This window comes from Chitinophaga sp. YR573 (assembly GCF_900110995.1).
In the GTDB taxonomy this organism is placed as follows: domain Bacteria; phylum Bacteroidota; class Bacteroidia; order Chitinophagales; family Chitinophagaceae; genus Chitinophaga.
Map to the genome: position 1 here is coordinate 1015606 of NZ_FOJF01000001.1, position 19470 is coordinate 1035075.

Below are 19470 nucleotides of genomic sequence, written 5' to 3' on the forward strand. Positions count from 1 at the left end.
CCGGTAAAATACGGCAAAATAGCACCGTTATTTACGCAGAAATTTATTCATATTTACATGAATATTTATCAGGAAAGACCGGTTTTTGCATTAAATAAAATTATATATGACCTGATTAGCCAGTAATTATAAATTTCTCATGTTTGTAATGTTATGATTATTAATAACTTAGGGTAATTTATGTCCTTACATTAGATGTAGTTTTAAATTGTTAATGAGATCTACAAACCTAAATCAATATCTTATGTCTGCCATTATCATGAAAGCCGGTCAGTTCGTAAACAATAAGCATGTTACAATGCTGCGCAATAACTACCAGGAAAACAGATGGAAAGCCAACTCTGAACGTCTGGGCAAAATGGATTCCCTGAGCATATGGTACAGCCTTGAAGAACTGAAGCAATACATAGAAACGGCTGAAGCAGCTGGTGCAGATGGGATAAGGCTCTATTTTGGTGTATATCCTTCTTCTCTCCCTGAAAATATACTGCTGGAAGGCAGACAAACAGTCGTTTTTGTTGCTACCCAGCAGAAAACAAGCGAAACCGGTAAAACCGAAAATAAAGATCTGTATGTTTCCACACCTAAAGGACCTGAGGTCATAGCCTTCAATTGGGCGTTACCCTGCCCTCCCGGCTGTATAGGCCAGGGGACAACAACACAACAACAAATCGTTCAAAAAGAAGCTATCACTATATAAGTATTTGCCCCATTTATATAAATGTCATCTCATACTGCCGGATACATATCCGGCAGTTTCTTTTTGAACAAAAATAATTTAACCCCTAGTTTTCTTAATTTGCCATCCACTATAAATATCCTTGTGTCAGTGTTAAATAGTTGTTTTCAATATTCACCGTCCTGTGTAAGCCTGCATGTCCTTGCTCTCGCACATAATCCACTGTACAGGTTGCCTTTACATGTGGTCATTTATATACTTTGCCTTATCATTGCCCTGTTTTCCAGGATAAAAAACCAGCGGCCTCATTACTTCAACTCTTTCATCCTGTACATATTACTGACGATTACTATTGAGGTCATTGCCTGGTGGTACAGTCTGCACCGGAAAAACAACCTGATCTTCTATAATTTTTACACCATCATCAACTTTACCTATCTTATATACCTGATGAGATCCTTCCTGCAAAACAGAAAGGTTATGTCCATCCTTACCTGGGTGGCTATTGTATATCCTGTCTTTGCGTCGGCAAACATGATATTCTTTCAGGGATTACACACTTTTAATACTTATTCTTTTATATGTGGCTGCACACTAACAGTTATAGCCAGCATTGCTTACTTCTATGAACGTATTAAACACTCCGGGCCTCAAAGTCTTTTACATGATCCAACATTCTGGATATCAACAGGCATACTATTCTATAATACCTGCAGTCTGCCAATGAACGGAATTCTGAATGTTATTGCCAACGTGCCTTTATATGTCTATAAGATTATTTATTCTGTTAATGTTGTGATGAATATTATTCTATATTTATTGTTCAGCATTTCGTTTGTATGCAATCTAATTTTCAGGAAGTCTTCATAGTTATTTTCACATCCATCTTCCTGCTTGTTCTACTGGTAGGCTTCATCATAATTATGCTGATACTCAACCAGAAAAGCAGACAGGCACAAACCCAGGAGTTACATCTGATGAAAGAACGTTACGAACAGGAATTACTGAAATCCCAGCTCGAGATACAGGAAAACGTGTTTGGACATCTTTCTCAGGAGATTCATGATAACATCGGGCAGTCGCTCACCTTCGTGGCATTGTCCCTGTTAACAGTACCCGTGGATAATAACAGTGAAGCACAGGAATACATTGAGGAAAGCAGGAAGGCCCTGCAAAAGGCTATTACTGAATTAAGAGATCTGTCCCGCAGTCTGCATACCGACCGCGTTACGGAAGTTGGATTGGCCAATTCTATCGAATTCGAACTCGAAAGACTGAAAAGAACCAATTTATACGAAACTTCTGTTAATTTTGTTGATATCCGGAACCTGCTTGACCATCAGACAGAGATCATTCTCTTTCGTATTGTACAGGAAATGCTGAACAACATTGTTAAACATGCCCGCGCAAGCAAAGTAGAGGTTAGCCTGTCTCATAATGCCGACATCATCGTACTGGAAATAACAGATAATGGCATTGGGTTTGATCCCGAAGCATTATTTGCAGAACAGGAAAATCAAAAAGGTTTAGGACTAAGAAACATTCGTAAAAGAGCCTCTCTGATAGGTGGCACTTTCCATATCCATAGTGTAAAAAATAGTGGTACTGCTATCAGGATCACTATTCCAGTAAACAAACAGTCATTCCATGAGCATAACGAGGAAATCGAAATATAGTGTGGCCATTGCCGACGACCATGTACTGGTAAGAAAAGCACTCAGCAGGCTGATTAATACCTTCCCTGATTACTTCATTTTGTTCGAAGCCAGCAACGGAGAAGAAGTAGTAAAGATCATTAATAACCGTGAACTACAGTTACCGGATATCCTTATTCTGGACGTGAATATGCCCGGTATGAACGGATATGAAACCGCTACCTGGATCAATAACCACTTCCCTCAGATCAAAGTACTGGCCCTGTCTATGCTGAATGATGAATCTGTGATCATCAAGATGCTCAAGTCCGGCGCTAAAGGCTACATCATGAAAAATGTGGAACCGGATGATTTGCAGGAAGCATTTGATTCTATTATCAAAAAAGACTTCTATCTCCCTGATTATATCTCCGGTAAAGTGATTTCCGGCTTGCAGAAGGACGTATTATCATTAAATGAGAAGATAGAGCTGACGGCTAAAGAAAAGACGTTTTTACAGTATCTCTGTACGGAATTATCTTATAAAGAGATCGCCCAGAAGATGTTTGTAAGCCCACGTACTATTGATGATTACAAAAGCAGCCTTTGTGATAAACTGAAGGTAAAAACGAGAGTTGGGCTGGTGATTTTTGGAATCAGATATGGGTTGATAGATATCAATACTGATTGATAATAAATAGCGCTACAGCGCATGGTCTTTAAAGACGGTCTTTCCTTTCCAGGCTCTCTGAGCTGTCCATTCCTCCGGCTTTCCCGCCCAGAAAGCATGTTCCGGAGGTAACCCAAGGGCCAGAAACCCGGTAGTGCATAGATATAAGCTACCGGTTGCTGTATATACATCTGCGATCTCCGGCTGATAACCACAGAACCCAAGTTGCAGCCAGCCTTTGTTATCAAAGGTGCCTTTTGTTTCAAAGATGTTTTTCATCACTGCTGTTAAGGCACAACGTACCTGTGCCGGGGACAATCCTTCTGGTAGCTGCTCATGTAATGCCAGCTGTACCAGCGGCTGGAAAGCCGCATTCCTGTATACCATAGACCTTCCTACTACCGGGAACGTCCCTTCGGGGGAAATCAGCCTTTCCTGGATAACACCATAACGCTGCATTCTTATAATAGCAGTATCGTATTCTTTCTTATTGATTTTCCCTTTATCTGATAATACTTTCAGTATATCAGTTAACATGGGATGGATAACAAAAGCGTTGTAATAATCGAAATGGAAATCCGGGCCATCGCCATACATTCCATCTCCTTTATACCATTCTGCATGTTTCTTAATGGCATAGTCTACACGCATGGCATCCCATTCTTCTCCGAATAATAATAAAGCGGCTTCTATGATAGCAGAGAATAATAACCAGTTGTTATAACCGGGAGTAATGCTACGCAGGCTTTTAAAACTACTGATGACCTGTTGTTTTACAGTTGCCGGCAGCGGCGCCCATAATTGCTTTGGCGCGCGGATAAAGGCATGGGCTAAGAAAGCCCCATCTACTAATGGCTGCCCGTCGTATTTACCCGTAAAGTTCATGTAATCCGGGCCATCCGGGTTTACTGCCTGTGCGGTTGCTTCCAGGGCGTATGTTGTTAAGGTGATCCTCATACTGCCTTCCATTGTATTATCTGCACCCAGTTCTAACCAGGGCGCAATACCTGCCATTGTGCGGCCGAAGGCTTCTAAGTAAGTCACCTTTTCTACCGGCTTGTTATAACCCGGTGCTGTCACCAGCGGCATCACCTGTTTTAACTGCCCCTTGCTGAGGTTCAGTAAAACAGGTGTTGCTATACGGTTTAATAAGTTTGCCCAGTAGGTTCTGTCAGTGTTTACAGGATCTTTATCTATCAGAGAATCTTTTTCTTTATCTGCGATAAAAACACTTTCCCCTGTTTTTACAACACCGGCCATACCTACTAATGGAATCGCTTTTATAAAATTACGTCTCTGCATTATTTAGCCCATTGTTTGTATCGTAACAATGCTTCTACAAAATAATAATCTGCATAAGTAAGGGGTACATCTACCTCCGACTTATGAGGTAAAGAACCTACACTATGCTTCAGAATAAAGTCATTATTCTCACCCGGTTTAGCCAGGTAATCAGGGCTGCACAAACTCTCTAACATCTTCTCTCCTGCATTCCAGTAACGGGTAGAAGCAGTCCCTTTTACATAACGGCTTAACTCCAGTAATGCAGAAGCAGCCACAGCGCCCGCAGAAGCATCTCTTGGTGTTGGATCTGGCGAGTCAACGTTCATTGTTACTTTCGGCGCATCATAATCCCAGATAGGGATCAGATCTTTAGGCATCCTTGGATTATTTAAGATAAAATCAGCAATATGCTGCGCCTGATCAAGATATCTTTTGTCTTTAGTTTCACGATACATCATGGTATAACCATATAATCCCCATGCCTGTCCTCTTGACCATGCAGAACTATCCGCCGCTCCCTGATGCGTTTGTCTTTTTATCACTGCACCGGTAGTAGAATCATACGCTACCACATGATAAGAACTGTAATTTTCACGGAAATGGTGCAGCATAGTTGTATTCGCATGCGTACGCGCAATATGCGCAAAAGAGGTATCATGCGTAACCCTGCTGGCCCAGGTAAGCAGTTCCAGGTTCATCATATTATCAATGATCACAGGATACTCCCAGGCACCATGGTCCCATGATTTAATACAACCTACTTTAGGATTAAAACGGGTAGAAAGAGAACGCGCACTGGTCAATAACACTTCTTTATAAGCAGGATTATTAGTGAGACGATATGCATTACCAAAACTGCAATACATCATAAAGCCAAGGTCATGTGTATGCTTGTTATTCTTTTCTTTTTCTACAAGGGAATCACGTTTAATAGCTTCCTTTTTTAAAGTATTGTCTTTTGTGTATTCATATAAATACCATAAAGTACCGGGATAAAAACCAGCTGTCCACCAATCAGACTTCGCAGTCACCAGCTTACCTGTCATGTTATTGGTAGAACGGGGTAACACTGTATCTGGTAAATGCTGCATCATCAGCTTATACTGACCGGCAGCAAAATTAAGTGTCTTATCTGCCAGGGTTATCATCTGTTTTTTACGCGCAGGAGTCTGGGCAATTACCTGCATCACAAAAAGCAACACAAGTAATGTGAAACTGAGTTTTTTCATCCGTGTATTTTTTAAATTATTACTTCTTCTTTCCGCGGGTTTTCACTACAGGACCTTCCGTAGAAGCGCGGGTAATTAATTCAATGGGAATAATCTCTTCGTTATACTTCTGTACAGGCTTAGACTGCTGTAACAATTCCAGCAGGGCCGCCGCTACCTTCTCTCCCATCAGTGCAGGGCACTGGTCCACAGAAGTAATAGAAGGCGTAATGATCTCCGCACGCGGGTCGTTGGAATAACCCGCTATTTTAATATCCTCCGGCACACGCAGTTTTATCTTTCTGCAATACTCCAGGATAGTAATGGCAGTAGTATCGTTGGCAGCGAAAACACCATCCGGGTAAGGCTGCTGCGCGAATATTTTCTCGCAGGTCTGTAAGGCATTTTCGCGGGTTAGTTCATGATAAAAGATACGCGATTTCTTAAAAGGTATCTTATGCTGCTGCAAGGCACTTTTATACCCTGCTACTCTTTCTACGTAGAGGTTACAGGTAAGCGGCCCGGAAATATGTACAATATCTTTACAGCCTCTTTCTATCAGGTGATTGGTAACAGTGAGACCACCCAGGTAATCATCTCCCTTAATCACTTTCACTTTATAATCCTTAGGCACACGATCGAAAAATACCAGGGGAATATTGTTCTCATTGAATACATCAAAATGAGAGAAGTCGGTAGTATATAAAGTGGTAGATACCGCCAGTGCATCCACACGTGCGGAATACAGGGTATCTGCCAGGGCTATTTCCTGTTCCAGGGAATCATTGGATTGACAGATCAGCAGGTTATACCCATGCTCCTGCAATTTGTTCTGAATAACTGTACTGATAGTAGCAGGAAAGAACATAGAGATACGAGGTACTACCAGGCCAATGGTCTTGCTTTTATTATTGCGCAAACCGGCAGCCATGGTATTAGGACGATACCCCATTTTACGGGCCATCTTCTTTACCTTTTCTTTTGTCTTTGCACTGATGTTGGGATGATCATGCAATGCCCGGGAAACGGTAGATACGGAAAGTTCTAACTCTTCCGCAATATCGACAATTGTCTTTTCTGTTCTTTTGCTCATATATCAGTATTCAGGTGGAGTTTTATCGTCCCATCCATCCCCCGTCTACTGTTAAAATGGTACCATGTACATAGTCCGATGCTTTGGATGCCAGGAATACGGCCGGACCTTTAAAATCCTCCGGATTACCCCAGCGTCCTGCCGGTATGCGGTCCAGTATAGCAGCACTTCTTTTTTCATCTGCACGTAATGCAGCCGTATTATCCGTAGCAATATAACCGGGCGCAATGGCATTCACATTGATGCCTTTGCCTGCCCATTCATTGGCGAATGCTTTTACCAGTGAACCAACGGCTCCTTTGCTTGCGGCATAACCAGGTACATTAATCCCCCCCTGGAATGTAAGTAACGATGCCGTAAAGATAATCTTTCCACTGCCATGAGAAAGCATCTGTTTACCTATTTCACGGGTGAGTATAAAAGGACTATTCAGATTGATATCCAATACTTCATCCCAGTATTCATCCGGATGTTCGGCTGCGGGCTTTCTCAGAATAGTACCTGCATTGTTTACCAGTATATCTATCACAGGAAATTGTCCTGTTACTTCTCTGATAAAATTATATAAAACGGTACGGTCTCCAAAGTCGGCCTGGTAGGCATGAAATTTCCTGCCCAGTGCTGTTACCGCCTTTTCTATCTCACTGCCTTCTTTTTCCAGAGTAGCTGAAACACCGATGATATCCGCCCCTGCTTCTGCCAGTGCCAATGCCATACCAAAGCCGATACCTCTTTTACAACCTGTTACCAGCGCTGTTTTTCCCGTAAGATCAAATGATTGTAATACCATGATTGATAAGTTTATCGCAGGTCAGGAATTGCACATACATCCATATCTCCATAATCCAGGTTCTCACCGGCCATACCCCATATAAAGGTATAGTTGCTGGTACCGGCGCCTGAGTGTACAGACCATGGCGGAGAAATAACTGCCTGCTCGTTCTGCATCCAGATATGCCTTGTTTCCTGTGGCTGCCCCCAGAAATGACATACGGACTGCCCCTGTGGTACTTCAAAATAGAAGTATACTTCCATGCGCCTGTCGTGCGTATGTGCCGGCATGGTGTTCCATACACTGCCTGTTTTCAGCTCTGTCATACCCATCTGCAACTGGCAGGTAGGCAGTACCGTGCTTACTATCAGCTTATTGATGGTGCGGTGATTGGATGTTTCCATGGCGCCTAAAGTAACTACCTCAGCGTCTTTGCGGGTAACATGACGGGTAGGGAATTCTTTATGTGCAGGTGTTGAGTTCAGGTAAAACTTAGCAGGAGAACCGGCATCTTTACTGCTGAACAGCACTTCCTGTTTACCTCTTCCTACATACAATGCTTCTTTATAAGCTATCTCAAATGCTTCTCCGTCTACGGTCACAGTGCCTGCACCACCCACGTTAATGATGCCCAGTTCACGCCTTTCCAGGAAGTATACTGCCTTTAACTGATCCGGCGCTTCCAGCTTTACAGGCCCGGCCACAGGCATGATACCACCGGTAATGAAGCGGTCGTAATGACTGTATACCAGTCTTACATTATCCTTTTCAAACAGTTTATCTATTAAGAGTTCATTCCTTGTTTCTTCTGTATTCCAACGCTGCACAGCGGCTGGACTGGAGGCATACCTCGTTTCTGCGGTCATAATCTCGACATATTAATTTTAGAAATGATGAAGGTATTCTTCATAACGGGATGGAAAGATATAATATAATGCCGAAAATTGCAAACGTTTGCACTATAAATACAGCAAGGGCAAAAAAGATAGGACAGTATAGGACACTGGCCTGTTTTAATGTTAAATTTTCCGCTAAACGGATTTAGCAAAGAAGTGAAGTCAAAATCTTATCATGGATTAAGATTTTAGTATTAACAGGGGGTTGTCTTATTTCATACTTTAGCCACCATGAATACGTTTCTACAAATACATCCCGACGACAATGTTCTGGTGGCCTTGCAAGACCTGCAAAGCGGCACTGAAATCGGGTTTAATGGTTCCACGATTAAACTGCTGAAAAACGTCCCTGCCAAACATAAATTTATGATCACCGACGTACAGGCCGGTGACCCTATCACCATGTACGGTGTACTGGTGGGTAAAGCCAATGAGCCTGTTCATAGAGGAGAAGTGATCACTATATCCAATATCAAACACGATGCGAATGCTTTCCACGAAAAAGAAGGCAATATAGAATGGCAGAAGCCTGACGTAAGCAAATGGGAAACCCGCACCTTCAATGGCTTCCATCGTAAAGACGGACAGGTTGGTACCCGTAATTACTGGCTGGTAATTCCGCTGGTATTCTGCGAGAACCGCAATGTGAGCGTGATTAAAACCGCTTTTGAAAGAGGTCTGGGCTTCGCTCCTACTGAAGTATACAACGAGCAGGTGCAGGACCTTGTGTCCTTATATAAAGAAGGCAATGTAGCTGCTATTAAGGAATACAAGGCAGAAGCAGTGGCTGCTTCCGCCAAACGTAACACGGTATTCTCTAATATAGATGGTATCAAATTCCTTACCCACGAAGGTGGCTGCGGTGGTACCCGCCAGGATGCAGATGCGCTATGCGCCCTGTTGGCAGGTTATATCCATCATCCTAATGTGGCAGGCGCTACTATCCTCAGTCTGGGTTGCCAGCATGCACAGGTATCTATCCTGCAGGCATCCCTGCAAAGACTGAACCCTGCATTCGACAAACCTTTACTGGTATTCGAACAGCAGAAGAGCGCTTCTGAATTTGCTATGCTGTCTGATGCGATTAAAGAAACTTTCCTGGCACTGATAGAAGCGGATAAAGTAAACCGCCAGCCGGCTCCTTTATCCAAACTGGTAATCGGACTGGAATGTGGTGGTTCTGATGGCTTCTCCGGTATTTCAGCTAACCCTGCTGTTGGTCATACTTCTGATCTGCTGGTAGCGTTGGGTGGTACTTCTATCTTATCAGAATTCCCTGAACTCTGCGGTGTAGAGCAGGAACTGATCAACCGTTGCGTAGAAAAAGATACTTCGGATAAATTCATCCGCATCATGCGTGCGTATGAAAGTCAGGCAGAATCTGTAGGCTCCGGTTTTTATATGAACCCTTCTCCGGGTAACATTAAAGACGGTCTGATCACAGATGCGATCAAATCCGCGGGTGCTGCTAAAAAAGGTGGTATCTCCCCTGTTACTGATGTACTGGACTATACGGAATATGTGAAGAAACCAGGATTGAACCTGCTGTGTACACCTGGTAACGATGTGGAATCTACCTCTGCGGAAGTCGGCTCCGGCGCTAATATTGTACTGTTCACAACGGGATTAGGTACGCCTACCGGCAATCCTATTGCCCCTGTAGTGAAACTGGCTACCAATACCAAACTGGCACAACGTATGCCTGATATCATTGATATCAATACCGGTACTATCATCAGCGGAGAGAAAAGTATTGAAGAGATGGGTGAAGAGATTATGGAGTTCGTGATCAAGACTGCCAATGGTGAAGTACATACCAAAGCTGAACTTTTAAACCAGGACGATTTCATTCCGTGGAAACGAGGTGTAAGTCTTTAATACAGTTTTAATTTTTTAGTGATGGTGTGAATGCACCATCACTAAAAAATTAAAGGGGTTTTGCAGGGCAAAGCCCTGCACCCAAAAATCAAACCTTAGATGTCTACTCTTTCCATCTTTGGCGCAAACAGGTGCATCATACCCCATGCAATGAGATAAGCGCAACCGCAGATAATAAATAGAATGTTGTAACCCGCGCCGATATTTCCTAATAATTTATAATGATCCAGTAACCAGCCTACTACCAGAGGAAACAAACTTCCGCCTATAGAACCTGCCATGCCACCAATACCTACTACGGAACTTACCGCATACTTGGGGAACATGTCAGATACTGTTGTAAAGATATTAGCCGACCATGCCTGGTGAGCGGCTGCAGCCAGACCGATAATAGTCACTACTACCCAGATATTCCCGGTTTGCTTTACAAAGATCACCGGTACTATACACACCGCAAATAACAACATGGAAGCTTTACGGGCCCTGAATACCGGCCATTGCCTCGATTTGATCAGCCAGGAAGATAAGTACCCGCCACCAATACTACCAATGGTACTGGCGGTATAAATGATGATCAGCTGTATGTTAGGTTTTGTAAAATCGAGGTGGAATGTAGTAGAGAAATAAGAAGGTAACCAGAAGAGGAAGAACCACCAGATAGGATCTGTGAGTAGTTTCCCGAATACAAAGGCCCAGGTCTGACGGATAGCTAATAATTGCATCCAGCCGATACGTGGTTTTTCCTGAGTAATATCCCTCACTTCATCATGATCACTATGGATATAATCAAATTCTTCTGTGGTAAGCATTTTATGCCGGGCAGGAATTTCGTACATGAATATCCAGAAGATGAGCCATATAAAACCAAGCACGCCAGTCCATATAAACGCCTGTTGCCAGCCATAAGTACCTGCCAGCCAGGGTACTACTATCGGCGCCACTACGGCCCCAATATTAGCCCCGGAATTAAAAATACCGGTAGCCAGCGCACGTTCCTTTTTAGGGAACCATTCTGCTACTGATTTAATGGCTACAGGAAAGTTGCCGGATTCACCCAGGCCCAGTAATACGCGGGCCATACCAAAGCCGATGGTAGATTTTGCCAGGGCATGTGCCATAGCAGCTACGCTCCATACAATGATGGAAAGAATGTAGCCCATTTTGGTGCCGATCTTATCTACCAGACGGCCGAACAGTAATAACCCGATTGCGTAGGAAGCGGAAAATGCGGTAACGATGTGGCCATAATCAACTTCTGTCCAGTTGAAATCCTTTTCCAACATAGGTTTCAGGAGTCCGATCACCTGCCTGTCTATATAGTTGATAGTAGTTGCAAAGAATAGGAGGGCACAAATGCGCCAACGATATCTGCCAATTGTAGTGGTATCCATGCCTTTCATTTTGGAATTTATAAAGTATAGTCAATTTACAACTCTGCAACCAATAATGCAAACGTTTGCATTTATTAATGTTTTTCTTTATTTCTTGATAGCTTTTGCAATATCCACTGCTTTGGACAACTGAGCTTTCAGTCCGGTCCAGTCTTTCTTCTCTATCAGGTCTTTTTTTAATAACCCTGATCCCATCCCAACACATACTACGCCTGCATCGAACCAGGTTTGCATACTTTCTTTAGTTGCATCTACCCCACCTGTTGGCATAAACTTCATATCAGGGAAAAGGGGCTTGATGGCAGTCACGAAACCGGGACCCAATACATTACCGGGGAACAATTTAGCAAATGTGGCACCCGTTTTCTCCGCAGTGGCTATTTCAGAAGGCGTCATACAACCTGGTATCCAGGCAATAACTTCCTTTTTACAGGCATCTGCGATAGAGGCATCGGTGATAGGGCTTACGATAAAATCGGCACCCATACCGGCAAACAACTTTGCATCCTCCGCGCTTTTAATGGTGCCTATACCCAGGAACAGATCCGGCATAGCGGCCAGTTTCTTATCGCGCATATAAGCGAAATTGCGGCGTGCATGCTCTCCCCTGTTGGTAAATTCAAATACACGGATCCCTGCCTCATAACAGGCTTTCATCACTTCATAACATACCTCTTCTTCTTCGTGATAAAATACAGGTATGAGCTTACTATTTTCAAATGCAGCAATGATCTCTGCGGTTGCTGGTGCCATATCTATATTAGTTTTTGAATGTCTGCTTTAGCTGTTAAATTAAAATCTCCTTTCAGGAATAACTTGGACCAGGCGGCGGCAGCGGCAAATGAAATGGTTTGCTGTGCGTTCATCCCTTCCAGTTGTGCATGGATCAATCCTGCCATGAAACAATCTCCGCTTCCTACTCTGTCTACTACTGCATTTGTTTCATACTGTTTTGATACCACGTCTCCTTTTTCATCATGCCAGGTTGCGTAATATAAGTTATGCGTAGGCGCGTTTGAAAAGCGGAATGTAAAAGCTACTTTTTTACAACGTGGATATTTCTCTCTTATTTCTTTCGCTACTTTATTGGCTTCCTCCAAATATACTTCCTTTGTTTCTGCCGTTAATGCAGCCGTATTTAAAGTGGTATTCAGCATTTGGTTAGATGCCCAGATATTGCCCATGATCACATCACAGTACTGCGCCAGTTCAGGCATTACGGCAATGGGTTGTTTTCCGTATTGCCATAGTTTACTGCGATAATTGAGATCTGTGGAGATGATCAGTCCTTTTCTTGTAGCGGCTTCCAGCACTTCTTTGCAGATGATAGCTGCGTCTTCATTCAGTGCGGGTGTGAGTGCGCTCCAGTGGAACCATTCTGCATCACCCAGCAGGCTGTCCCAGTCTACGGTACCAGGTTGCAGCTGACTGAAGGAAGAATACTTTCTGTCGTACACTACACCGGCGTTTTTCAGGTCTTTCCCCTGTTCCAGGTAGTAGATACCAATACGGTCTCCGCCTTTCAGCATACGGTCTGTTTCTACGCCTATTTCTTCCAGCTGTTGCAGTACCTGCGTTGCAATACCATTCTCAGGCACCCGGCTGATATAGGTAACAGGCGTACCCCAGTTAGCCAGTGCAGCAGCTACATTTGCTTCTGCACCGCCTACATATATTGCAGCGTTGTGCTGCGCGAACTCCGGCGACAACCGAAGCAGAATTTCTCCGAATGAAATAACTTTAACTGGCTTCATTATCCTCAAACTTAAAATATGTTTTCGCGTTATTGTAGCAAATATCCTGCACCATCTTTCCAAGCCACTTAATATCTCCCGGCAGTTCTCCGTTCTCCACATCATTGCCGATGAGGTTACACAAAATACGCCGAAAATATTCATGGCGGGAATACGACAGAAAACTTCTTGAATCAGTGAGCATACCTACGAATCTGCTCAGCAGTCCCATATTGCTTAAGGTATTCATTTGCTTTTCCATACCATCTTTCTGGTCCAGGAACCACCATCCGGAGCCAAACTGCATTTTACCGGGTACTGTACCGTCCTGGAAGTTACCAACCATGGTTGCAAATACCTCGTTATAAGCAGGATTTAAATTATATACTACTGTCTTGGCCAGTTTACCCTTTTTGTCCAATCCATCTAAAAATGAAGACATGGCCTGTGCTACCTGCCAGTCGCCGATAGAATCTACACCGGCATCTGCACCTACGGATTGTAATAAACGGCTATTGTTATTGCGGATAGCGCCTACATGGAACTGCTGTACCCAGTTGCGTTCATGGTTCCACTCGCAGATAAAATGCAAAGTACCTGATTTGAATTCTTCCGCTTCAGCTGTAGTGACGGTTTGCCCTGCACGCAGTTTAACGTAGATCTTTTCCAGTGATGCAGCAGTAAACGGACTACCGTAAAAAGTGCTGATACCATGATCTGATAAACGGCCACCTGCAGCATGGAAATAATCATGTCTGCTACGCAGTGCTTCCAGTAATTTGCTGTAAGTAGTAGCCTCTATACCAGCCGCTATGCCTAGTTTTTCTACATATGCATTAAATGCAGGTACATCTTCTACCGCCAGGACTTTATCCGGCCGGAAAGTAGGTAATACCTTTACATTAAAAGCCGACTGCTGAATATTTTTATGGTGTTCCAGTGTATCGCAGGGATCATCTGTGGTGCATAATGCATGCACTTTAAAATGTGTTAAAAGCGATTGCGCTTTCCATTGAGACAACTGCTCATTACACTGATTGTATATAGATGAAGCACTGTCTGCATCCAGCAATTGCTTTATGCCAAAGGGGTTAAGCAACTCCATATGCGTCCAGTGGTATAAAGGATTGCGCATGGTATAAGGCACAGTAGCCGCCCAGTGTTTGAATTTGGTAAGATCATCGGTATCGCCGGTGATATATTTTTCATCCACACCATTGGCCCGCATGGCCCTCCATTTGTAATGGTCGCCTTTCAGCCACATAGCAGTAAGACTTTCAAACTGTCTGTTGCCTGCTATTTCATCCGGTGATAAGTGATTATGATAATCGATGATAGGCATCTCTTTGGCATAATCGTGGAATAGTTGTTTGGCTGTTTCTGTACGTAACAGGAAATCAGCACACAGGAATTGCTTCATAATCTATTGTTCAGTTAATCTAAATCCGTTCCTAAGCCATTTTGCAGGATCTCCTGCAAATGCGTTACTACGGACCCACGGAAATTAGGAATAGTGCTCAGGTCTATCTCCCATAAGCGTTTATCTTCACAAACCTGTTTCACCATTAGTGCTACATTTTCATTTTTCCAGTGATCAGCAAAAATAGCGGCGTTATCATCTGTGATAGTATAATATTCTGTTCCGCGCAAACCGTAATATACCCCGTTCTCTTCTTTTGCAGGACGCAGGAAAAGTAGCATAGCAGCAAAGCCCAGTGCCATATGCTGAGGCACAATATGTTCCTGTTTAAAATAACGGTAAATGGTACGCACATTCCGGGCGTTCATTTTGGAACTCTGCTGGAAGGTGATGCTGATCAGTTTATGCGCGATGTAAGGGTTGGCAAACCTGTCCAGTACATCTTCTGCAAAGGCAGGTGCCTGCGGACAGGAGTCCTTTATAGTCGGTACAATTTCTTCCATGATCACTGTTCTGAAGAATGTGCGCATGTATGTATTACTCATGCTTTCATACACGGTGTTTAGTCCGCTGAGGAAACACAGGGGTACTGATATCGTATGACTACCATTCAAAATACGCAGTTTCTGTTCTCTGTAAGGAGTGATATCCGGTGTGATGAGCATGCGGGTATCAGCCTGGCAGAAAGACAATGTATTAGAGGTTGTTTCATTTCCCTCAATAGCCCATAACAGGTAAGGCTCTGCATCTATCCATAACTGATCTTTGTATCCTGCTTCTTCCTCCAGCGTCGCTAATTCTTTGGGTTTACCGGGAACGATACGGTCTACCAGGGAGTTGCAGAACTGGTTATTGGCAGTGATCCAGTTGATGAAGGCTTCGGGCAGTTCGTTATAAGCGGCCAGTTTTAAGATGATCTCCTGTAATAAGCTGCCATTATTGACCACCAGTTCTGTAGGTACGATGACGAAACCGCTGTGTGAGGCCCCTTTAAAATGGGTGTAGCGCTCATAAAGGACGGCCAGCAGTTTACCGGGGTAAGAAGCGGGTACGCCTTTGTCTATTTTCTCCGCAACATATTGAATACCAACCTCTGTTGTATTGGAAATGATGATTTGCAAGTCGGGTTGATGCACCGACTTCAACACTTCCTTCCATTCTGCATTCGATTGCAAAACACGACTAACAGAAGCGTTGATTACCCGTTGATTCACCAACTCTCCCTGGGCTACTCCTTTGATACTGGTAGTATAGAGGTTATCCTGGGAAGAGAAATCAGTAGTAGGCCCGTCTGTAGATTTTACAATGACGATCCTTCCTTCAAAGATGCCTTCTTTGTTGGCTTTATCTACCAGGTAATCTACAAGTCCGCGCAGTAATACACCTGTCCCAAACTGTAAGATCTTTTCAGGATAGCTGAAATAACGCTCCGTAATGCCAAAACCCGGGTGCTTCAATACATGAGCCTTATTTAGTACAGGTAACATGTTATCCATTTTATTTATTCAGAGAATTTTGATCAATAAATATATAACTCCGGAAGAACTTTAAGTATAAATTTTTTACCCTTTTCTTCCATTACGCTTTTACTTATATTCTAATTCCTTGTTAATCAGTAGTAAAAAAGCACCAGAATGTAAATAGGTAGTGATAACCTACTGATATTCTGCCCATTAGGGTATATAACCCGTATATAAGCCCTATATAACCCCTATGTAACAGGTATATAAGCCGTACTTATATAGATAGGGCTTATATAGGAGTTAAACCAGGTTCATAAACCCCTTAAAGGTTAGTTTCGGTACTTTTAAGCAGGTAGCTAGGTCCCACGTTCGTAACACCCCCCATTTGGCGATTTTTCAGTAATTTTGCCGTCTTAATAATATGCAACGATGAGCAGACATGGCAAAGTACTGGTAGCGATGAGCGGCGGTATAGATAGTACGGTAACAGCGCTGATGTTGAATGAACAAGGGTATGAAGTGGTGGGTATCACCATGAAAACCTGGGATTATGCGTCAGCTGGTTCCAGTAAAAAAGAGACGGGATGCTGTAACCTGGACTCCTTTAACGACGCACGTGCGGCAGCTGTTCACCACGGCTTCTCACACTTCGTGCTGGATATAAGAGATGAATTCGGGGATTTTGTAATTGAGAACTTTGTAGATGAATATATAGCAGGACGTACACCTAATCCCTGTGTACTGTGTAACACACACATTAAATGGCGGGCGCTTATGAAAAGAGCGGACGCACTGGATTGCGCATTCATTGCCACCGGCCACTACGCACAGATCAGGGAAGAAAACGACCGCTTTGTATTAAGCAAAGGCATCGATGAACTGAAAGACCAGAGTTATGTTCTCTGGGGTTTACAACAGGATGTATTAAAACGCACCATGCTTCCCCTGGGTGGATACCGTAAACCGGCTATCCGCCAGATGGCAGAAGATTTCGGATATCCTGAACTGGCCAAGAAAGCAGAAAGCTATGAAATATGCTTTGTGCCGGATAACGACTACCGCGGGTTTTTAAAACGTCGGGTAGACGGACTGGAAGAACGTGTAAATGGTGGTAATTTCGTACTGCGTGACGGCACGATCGTAGGTCATCACAAGGGTTACCCTTTTTATACTATCGGGCAGCGTAAAGGGCTCGAAATTGCCCTGGGCAGACCGATGTTCGTTACTGAAATCATTCCTGAAACCAATACCGTGGTTTTAGGTAACGAGAGTGAACTGGACAGAAGCGAAATGTTCGTAGGCGGGATTAACATGATCAAATACGATCATATCCCTGAAGGCATGGAAGCGTTAACTAAAATACGTTATAAGAGTACTCCTTCTCTGAGCAACTTATATAACGAAGATGGTAAAGTGAAAGTGAATTTCTACGAACAGGTGAAAGGTATTGCACCCGGACAGTCTGCTGTGTTTTATGAAGGAGATGATGTGATTGCCGGCGGAATTATCCAGAGAGCTGGGATTAAATAAATTTATTTCAATAGAACTTTTAAAAAATGGTCTGCTGTTGCGGACCATTTTTTTTGAATAAATTTAATCATGAATAAAAAGAACTTGTCAGCTTCACAACGGGAAGAACTGTTCAAAACATTAAAAGCCCGTTTTGAGAAAAACATGAACCGCCATAAAGGTCTTGAATGGGCTAAAGTACAGGCAAGGCTGGAAGCTAATACTGAAAAGATCTGGTCGCTCAATGTAATGGAAAGCACTGGTGGTGAACCGGATGTGGTTGGTCATGATAAAAAGACAGGCGAATACATTTTTTATGATTGTTCAGCAGAGACTCCTAAGGAGCGCAGAAGTATTTGTTACGACCATGAAGCGCTGGAGTCCAGGAAAGAACATAAACCGGAAGATAGCGCCATTAACATGGCAGATGATATGGGCATTGAGCTTTTAACGGAAGAACAATACCGGGAATTGCAGCAGCTTGGAGAGTTTGATACGAAAACATCGAGCTGGGTGAAAACACCTGCTGATATCAGAGCGCTTGGCGGCGCCCTGTTTGTTGATCGCCGTTATGGCAAGGTCTTCGTGTATCATAACGGTGCGTCCTCTTACTATAACGTCAGAGGGTTCCGTGGCTCGTTAAGGATCTAGGGGTTATTCGAATACCATGTGTCGTGCGATGAATGGTAACAGACGTGTGTAAAACCGTCCATCATCAGCCCAGTTCTTGTTCCATGGATTGCCACGATATTCTTCAGCATCATGCTCGATCCCTAAATCATCAAGATCACGGGTAAATACGCGGGCAGAGAAAATATGGTCGTAGTTTCCATCATACCGGGCCCAGTCGAACGCAATACCGCGCAACTTTTTGAGATTGGCTGCAGACTCCCCTATTGCTCCTTCCAGCAGAAATCCTTTCTTGGCTTTTAACATGTTTTCTACGTTTACTTTCACTTCCCCGTTTTCCAGATCCATGAAAAAATCGCAGTAAAGAGGAGGACGTGAAGGATTAGGAAGAAAAGCCTGACTGACGGCAATGAAGATACTTGTGCGGACATCTTTTTGAACATCGCCGAGATCAGTAAGTGATTTAGCTTGTATGATTTTTTTCCAATCGATCCCAAGTTCTGTCCAGGGAAGGTAGCCCATGCCTGTCGCTACCGGATGCATAGCATATACAACGCTGAAGATCTCCGGGTGGGTCATGGCCAGTGTCAATGCACCACGCCCCCCCATGAAATCACCGACTACCGCGCGACTTTCACTATGCCGGATAGTACGGAATTTGCTGTCAATAAAGGGGACCAGCTCCTGTGTGGTGAAATCGATCCAGCGACCACTGACAGGAGAATTTCCATAGAGACTTCCCACCGCAGACGTCGAATAATCGGCTACTACAAAAATCACTTCTTTTATTACGCCTGCTGTAAATGCGCGTTCGAGCAACCTGATGGCTGGTGTACCTTCAATGATCGTTTCAGCACTCCCCGACATACTATGGCAATAATATACCACCGGATAAGATTTACCTGATGTCGCATATCCCGGCGGCAGATAAATCATAACATGCCTGGTTTCATTCAGTCCCACGAGATTTTCATGAAGAATCTTCGAAACCAGCTTTTCAGAGATCACAGTGCCGTGTGCGGGTACAGCAGGAGTTTGGGCTGTTACTACTGTCGAAATTAAGAGGCAGATGAAAAGGTATATTTGAGTTGGTTTCATGACATAGTTTTCTAAATGGAAACTACATCGTTACCTGTAAAATTCAAAACATATATGACCAAGTGCAGTATCCAATATACGTATGACTCTTTTTAACAGTCTTCTCTCCATT

18 protein-coding genes are annotated in these 19470 nt (G+C 43.5%); 7 read left to right on the forward strand and 11 right to left on the reverse strand.

Translation table 11 applies throughout. The features are described from left to right. The first annotated feature begins 244 nt into the window (after window positions 1-244). From BMW86_RS04280 to BMW86_RS04295, 4 genes are all read left to right on the forward strand, one after another. Window positions 245-700, forward strand: a complete 456-nt coding sequence (locus BMW86_RS04280; RefSeq protein WP_089779287.1) for a hypothetical protein — start codon at window positions 245-247, stop codon at window positions 698-700. Between the two features lie 123 nt (window positions 701-823). Continuing rightward, the gene (locus BMW86_RS04285) at window positions 824-1549 is read left to right on the forward strand and encodes a hypothetical protein (RefSeq protein WP_143056481.1); all 726 of its coding nucleotides are present in this window, start codon (window positions 824-826) and stop codon (window positions 1547-1549) included. Continuing rightward, window positions 1519-2355: a sensor histidine kinase gene (locus BMW86_RS04290; RefSeq protein ID WP_089779290.1), complete on the forward strand. Its 837-nt coding sequence runs from the start codon at window positions 1519-1521 to the stop codon at window positions 2353-2355. Before BMW86_RS04285 ends, BMW86_RS04290 begins: the two co-directional genes overlap by 31 nt. Further along, the gene (locus BMW86_RS04295; RefSeq protein WP_089779292.1) at window positions 2327-3004 is read left to right on the forward strand and encodes a response regulator transcription factor; all 678 of its coding nucleotides are present in this window, start codon (window positions 2327-2329) and stop codon (window positions 3002-3004) included. The genes BMW86_RS04290 and BMW86_RS04295 overlap by 29 nt, the downstream gene beginning before the upstream one ends. 12 nt (window positions 3005-3016) lie before the next feature. Here the strand turns inward: BMW86_RS04295 and BMW86_RS04300 are convergent, their stop codons facing one another. From BMW86_RS04300 to kduI, 5 genes are read right to left on the reverse strand one after another with little or no spacing between them, the layout of a single operon-like run. Further along, entirely contained in the window at window positions 3017-4285 is a 1269-nt protein-coding gene (locus BMW86_RS04300; protein ID WP_089779294.1) for a DUF2264 domain-containing protein, read from the reverse strand. Continuing rightward, window positions 4285-5496, reverse strand: coding sequence for an AGE family epimerase/isomerase (locus BMW86_RS04305; RefSeq protein WP_089779296.1), 1212 nt, complete (start codon window positions 5494-5496; stop codon window positions 4285-4287). The genes BMW86_RS04300 and BMW86_RS04305 overlap by 1 nt, the downstream gene beginning before the upstream one ends. Before the next feature lie 19 nt (window positions 5497-5515). Further along, window positions 5516-6568 carry a LacI family DNA-binding transcriptional regulator gene (locus BMW86_RS04310; protein ID WP_089779298.1) on the reverse strand — a complete coding sequence of 351 codons (1053 nt, stop codon included), beginning with the start codon at window positions 6566-6568 and terminating at the stop codon, window positions 5516-5518. Window positions 6569-6590: 22 nt separating this feature from the next. Next, window positions 6591-7358 (reverse strand): 2-dehydro-3-deoxy-D-gluconate 5-dehydrogenase KduD, encoded by a 768-nt coding sequence (kduD, locus tag BMW86_RS04315; RefSeq protein ID WP_089779300.1) that lies wholly within the window; start codon window positions 7356-7358, stop codon window positions 6591-6593. An 11-nt stretch (window positions 7359-7369) separates the two neighbouring features. Further along, window positions 7370-8206, reverse strand: coding sequence for a 5-dehydro-4-deoxy-D-glucuronate isomerase (kduI, locus tag BMW86_RS04320; RefSeq protein WP_089779302.1), 837 nt, complete (start codon window positions 8204-8206; stop codon window positions 7370-7372). 261 nt (window positions 8207-8467) lie between these two features. Between kduI and BMW86_RS04325 the strand changes: the two genes are divergently transcribed. Then, entirely contained in the window at window positions 8468-10114 is a 1647-nt protein-coding gene (locus BMW86_RS04325) for a UxaA family hydrolase (protein ID WP_089779304.1), read from the forward strand. 95 nt (window positions 10115-10209) lie between these two features. Here BMW86_RS04325 and BMW86_RS04330 read toward each other — a convergent pair whose 3' ends face one another. From BMW86_RS04330 to BMW86_RS04350, 5 genes are all read right to left on the reverse strand, one after another. Further along, window positions 10210-11514 (reverse strand): MFS transporter, encoded by a 1305-nt coding sequence (locus tag BMW86_RS04330; RefSeq protein WP_089779306.1) that lies wholly within the window; start codon window positions 11512-11514, stop codon window positions 10210-10212. A gap of 78 nt (window positions 11515-11592) precedes the next feature. Then, window positions 11593-12258 (reverse strand): beta/alpha barrel domain-containing protein, encoded by a 666-nt coding sequence (locus tag BMW86_RS04335; protein ID WP_089779308.1) that lies wholly within the window; start codon window positions 12256-12258, stop codon window positions 11593-11595. Window positions 12259-12260: 2 nt separating this feature from the next. Then, window positions 12261-13259 carry a sugar kinase gene (locus BMW86_RS04340; RefSeq protein ID WP_089779311.1) on the reverse strand — a complete coding sequence of 333 codons (999 nt, stop codon included), beginning with the start codon at window positions 13257-13259 and terminating at the stop codon, window positions 12261-12263. Next, a complete protein-coding gene (uxaC, locus tag BMW86_RS04345) occupies window positions 13246-14658 on the reverse strand; it encodes a glucuronate isomerase (protein WP_089779313.1) in 1413 nt (470 codons plus the stop codon). Before uxaC ends, BMW86_RS04340 begins: the two co-directional genes overlap by 14 nt. Before the next feature lie 14 nt (window positions 14659-14672). Next, the gene (locus BMW86_RS04350) at window positions 14673-16145 is read right to left on the reverse strand and encodes a tagaturonate reductase (protein WP_089783554.1); all 1473 of its coding nucleotides are present in this window, start codon (window positions 16143-16145) and stop codon (window positions 14673-14675) included. Between the two features lie 405 nt (window positions 16146-16550). On the opposite strand from BMW86_RS04350, the gene mnmA reads away from it, so the two are divergent. After that, the gene (gene mnmA, locus BMW86_RS04355) at window positions 16551-17651 is read left to right on the forward strand and encodes a tRNA 2-thiouridine(34) synthase MnmA (RefSeq protein WP_089779315.1); all 1101 of its coding nucleotides are present in this window, start codon (window positions 16551-16553) and stop codon (window positions 17649-17651) included. A 69-nt stretch (window positions 17652-17720) separates the two neighbouring features. Next, window positions 17721-18281, forward strand: a complete 561-nt coding sequence (locus tag BMW86_RS04360) for a DUF4256 domain-containing protein (RefSeq protein WP_089779316.1) — start codon at window positions 17721-17723, stop codon at window positions 18279-18281. Window positions 18282-18284: 3 nt separating this feature from the next. Here the strand turns inward: BMW86_RS04360 and BMW86_RS04365 are convergent, their stop codons facing one another. Then, the gene (locus BMW86_RS04365) at window positions 18285-19358 is read right to left on the reverse strand and encodes an alpha/beta hydrolase (protein ID WP_089779319.1); all 1074 of its coding nucleotides are present in this window, start codon (window positions 19356-19358) and stop codon (window positions 18285-18287) included. Window positions 19359-19470: the final 112 nt, after the last annotated feature.

What these genes read in the sequence shown, in the direction of transcription:
- BMW86_RS04350 (WP_089783554.1), bottom strand. Translation starts at nt 16,145, where the DNA reads ATGTTACCTGTACTAAATAAGGCTCATGTATTGAAGCACCCGGGTTTT.
- uxaC (WP_089779313.1), bottom strand. Translation starts at nt 14,658, where the DNA reads ATGAAGCAATTCCTGTGTGCTGATTTCCTGTTACGTACAGAAACAGCC.
- BMW86_RS04310 (WP_089779298.1), bottom strand. Translation starts at nt 6,568, where the DNA reads ATGAGCAAAAGAACAGAAAAGACAATTGTCGATATTGCGGAAGAGTTA.
- BMW86_RS04335 (WP_089779308.1), bottom strand. Translation starts at nt 12,258, where the DNA reads ATGGCACCAGCAACCGCAGAGATCATTGCTGCATTTGAAAATAGTAAG.
- kduI (WP_089779302.1), bottom strand. Translation starts at nt 8,206, where the DNA reads ATGACCGCAGAAACGAGGTATGCCTCCAGTCCAGCCGCTGTGCAGCGT.
- BMW86_RS04325 (WP_089779304.1), top strand. Translation starts at nt 8,468, where the DNA reads ATGAATACGTTTCTACAAATACATCCCGACGACAATGTTCTGGTGGCC.
- BMW86_RS04330 (WP_089779306.1), bottom strand. Translation starts at nt 11,514, where the DNA reads ATGAAAGGCATGGATACCACTACAATTGGCAGATATCGTTGGCGCATT.
- mnmA (WP_089779315.1), top strand. Translation starts at nt 16,551, where the DNA reads ATGAGCAGACATGGCAAAGTACTGGTAGCGATGAGCGGCGGTATAGAT.
- BMW86_RS04295 (WP_089779292.1), top strand. Translation starts at nt 2,327, where the DNA reads ATGAGCATAACGAGGAAATCGAAATATAGTGTGGCCATTGCCGACGAC.
- kduD (WP_089779300.1), bottom strand. Translation starts at nt 7,358, where the DNA reads ATGGTATTACAATCATTTGATCTTACGGGAAAAACAGCGCTGGTAACA.
- BMW86_RS04300 (WP_089779294.1), bottom strand. Translation starts at nt 4,285, where the DNA reads ATGCAGAGACGTAATTTTATAAAAGCGATTCCATTAGTAGGTATGGCC.
- BMW86_RS04290 (WP_089779290.1), top strand. Translation starts at nt 1,519, where the DNA reads ATGCAATCTAATTTTCAGGAAGTCTTCATAGTTATTTTCACATCCATC.
- BMW86_RS04365 (WP_089779319.1), bottom strand. Translation starts at nt 19,358, where the DNA reads ATGAAACCAACTCAAATATACCTTTTCATCTGCCTCTTAATTTCGACA.
- BMW86_RS04305 (WP_089779296.1), bottom strand. Translation starts at nt 5,496, where the DNA reads ATGAAAAAACTCAGTTTCACATTACTTGTGTTGCTTTTTGTGATGCAG.
- BMW86_RS04340 (WP_089779311.1), bottom strand. Translation starts at nt 13,259, where the DNA reads ATGAAGCCAGTTAAAGTTATTTCATTCGGAGAAATTCTGCTTCGGTTG.
- BMW86_RS04280 (WP_089779287.1), top strand. Translation starts at nt 245, where the DNA reads ATGTCTGCCATTATCATGAAAGCCGGTCAGTTCGTAAACAATAAGCAT.
- BMW86_RS04360 (WP_089779316.1), top strand. Translation starts at nt 17,721, where the DNA reads ATGAATAAAAAGAACTTGTCAGCTTCACAACGGGAAGAACTGTTCAAA.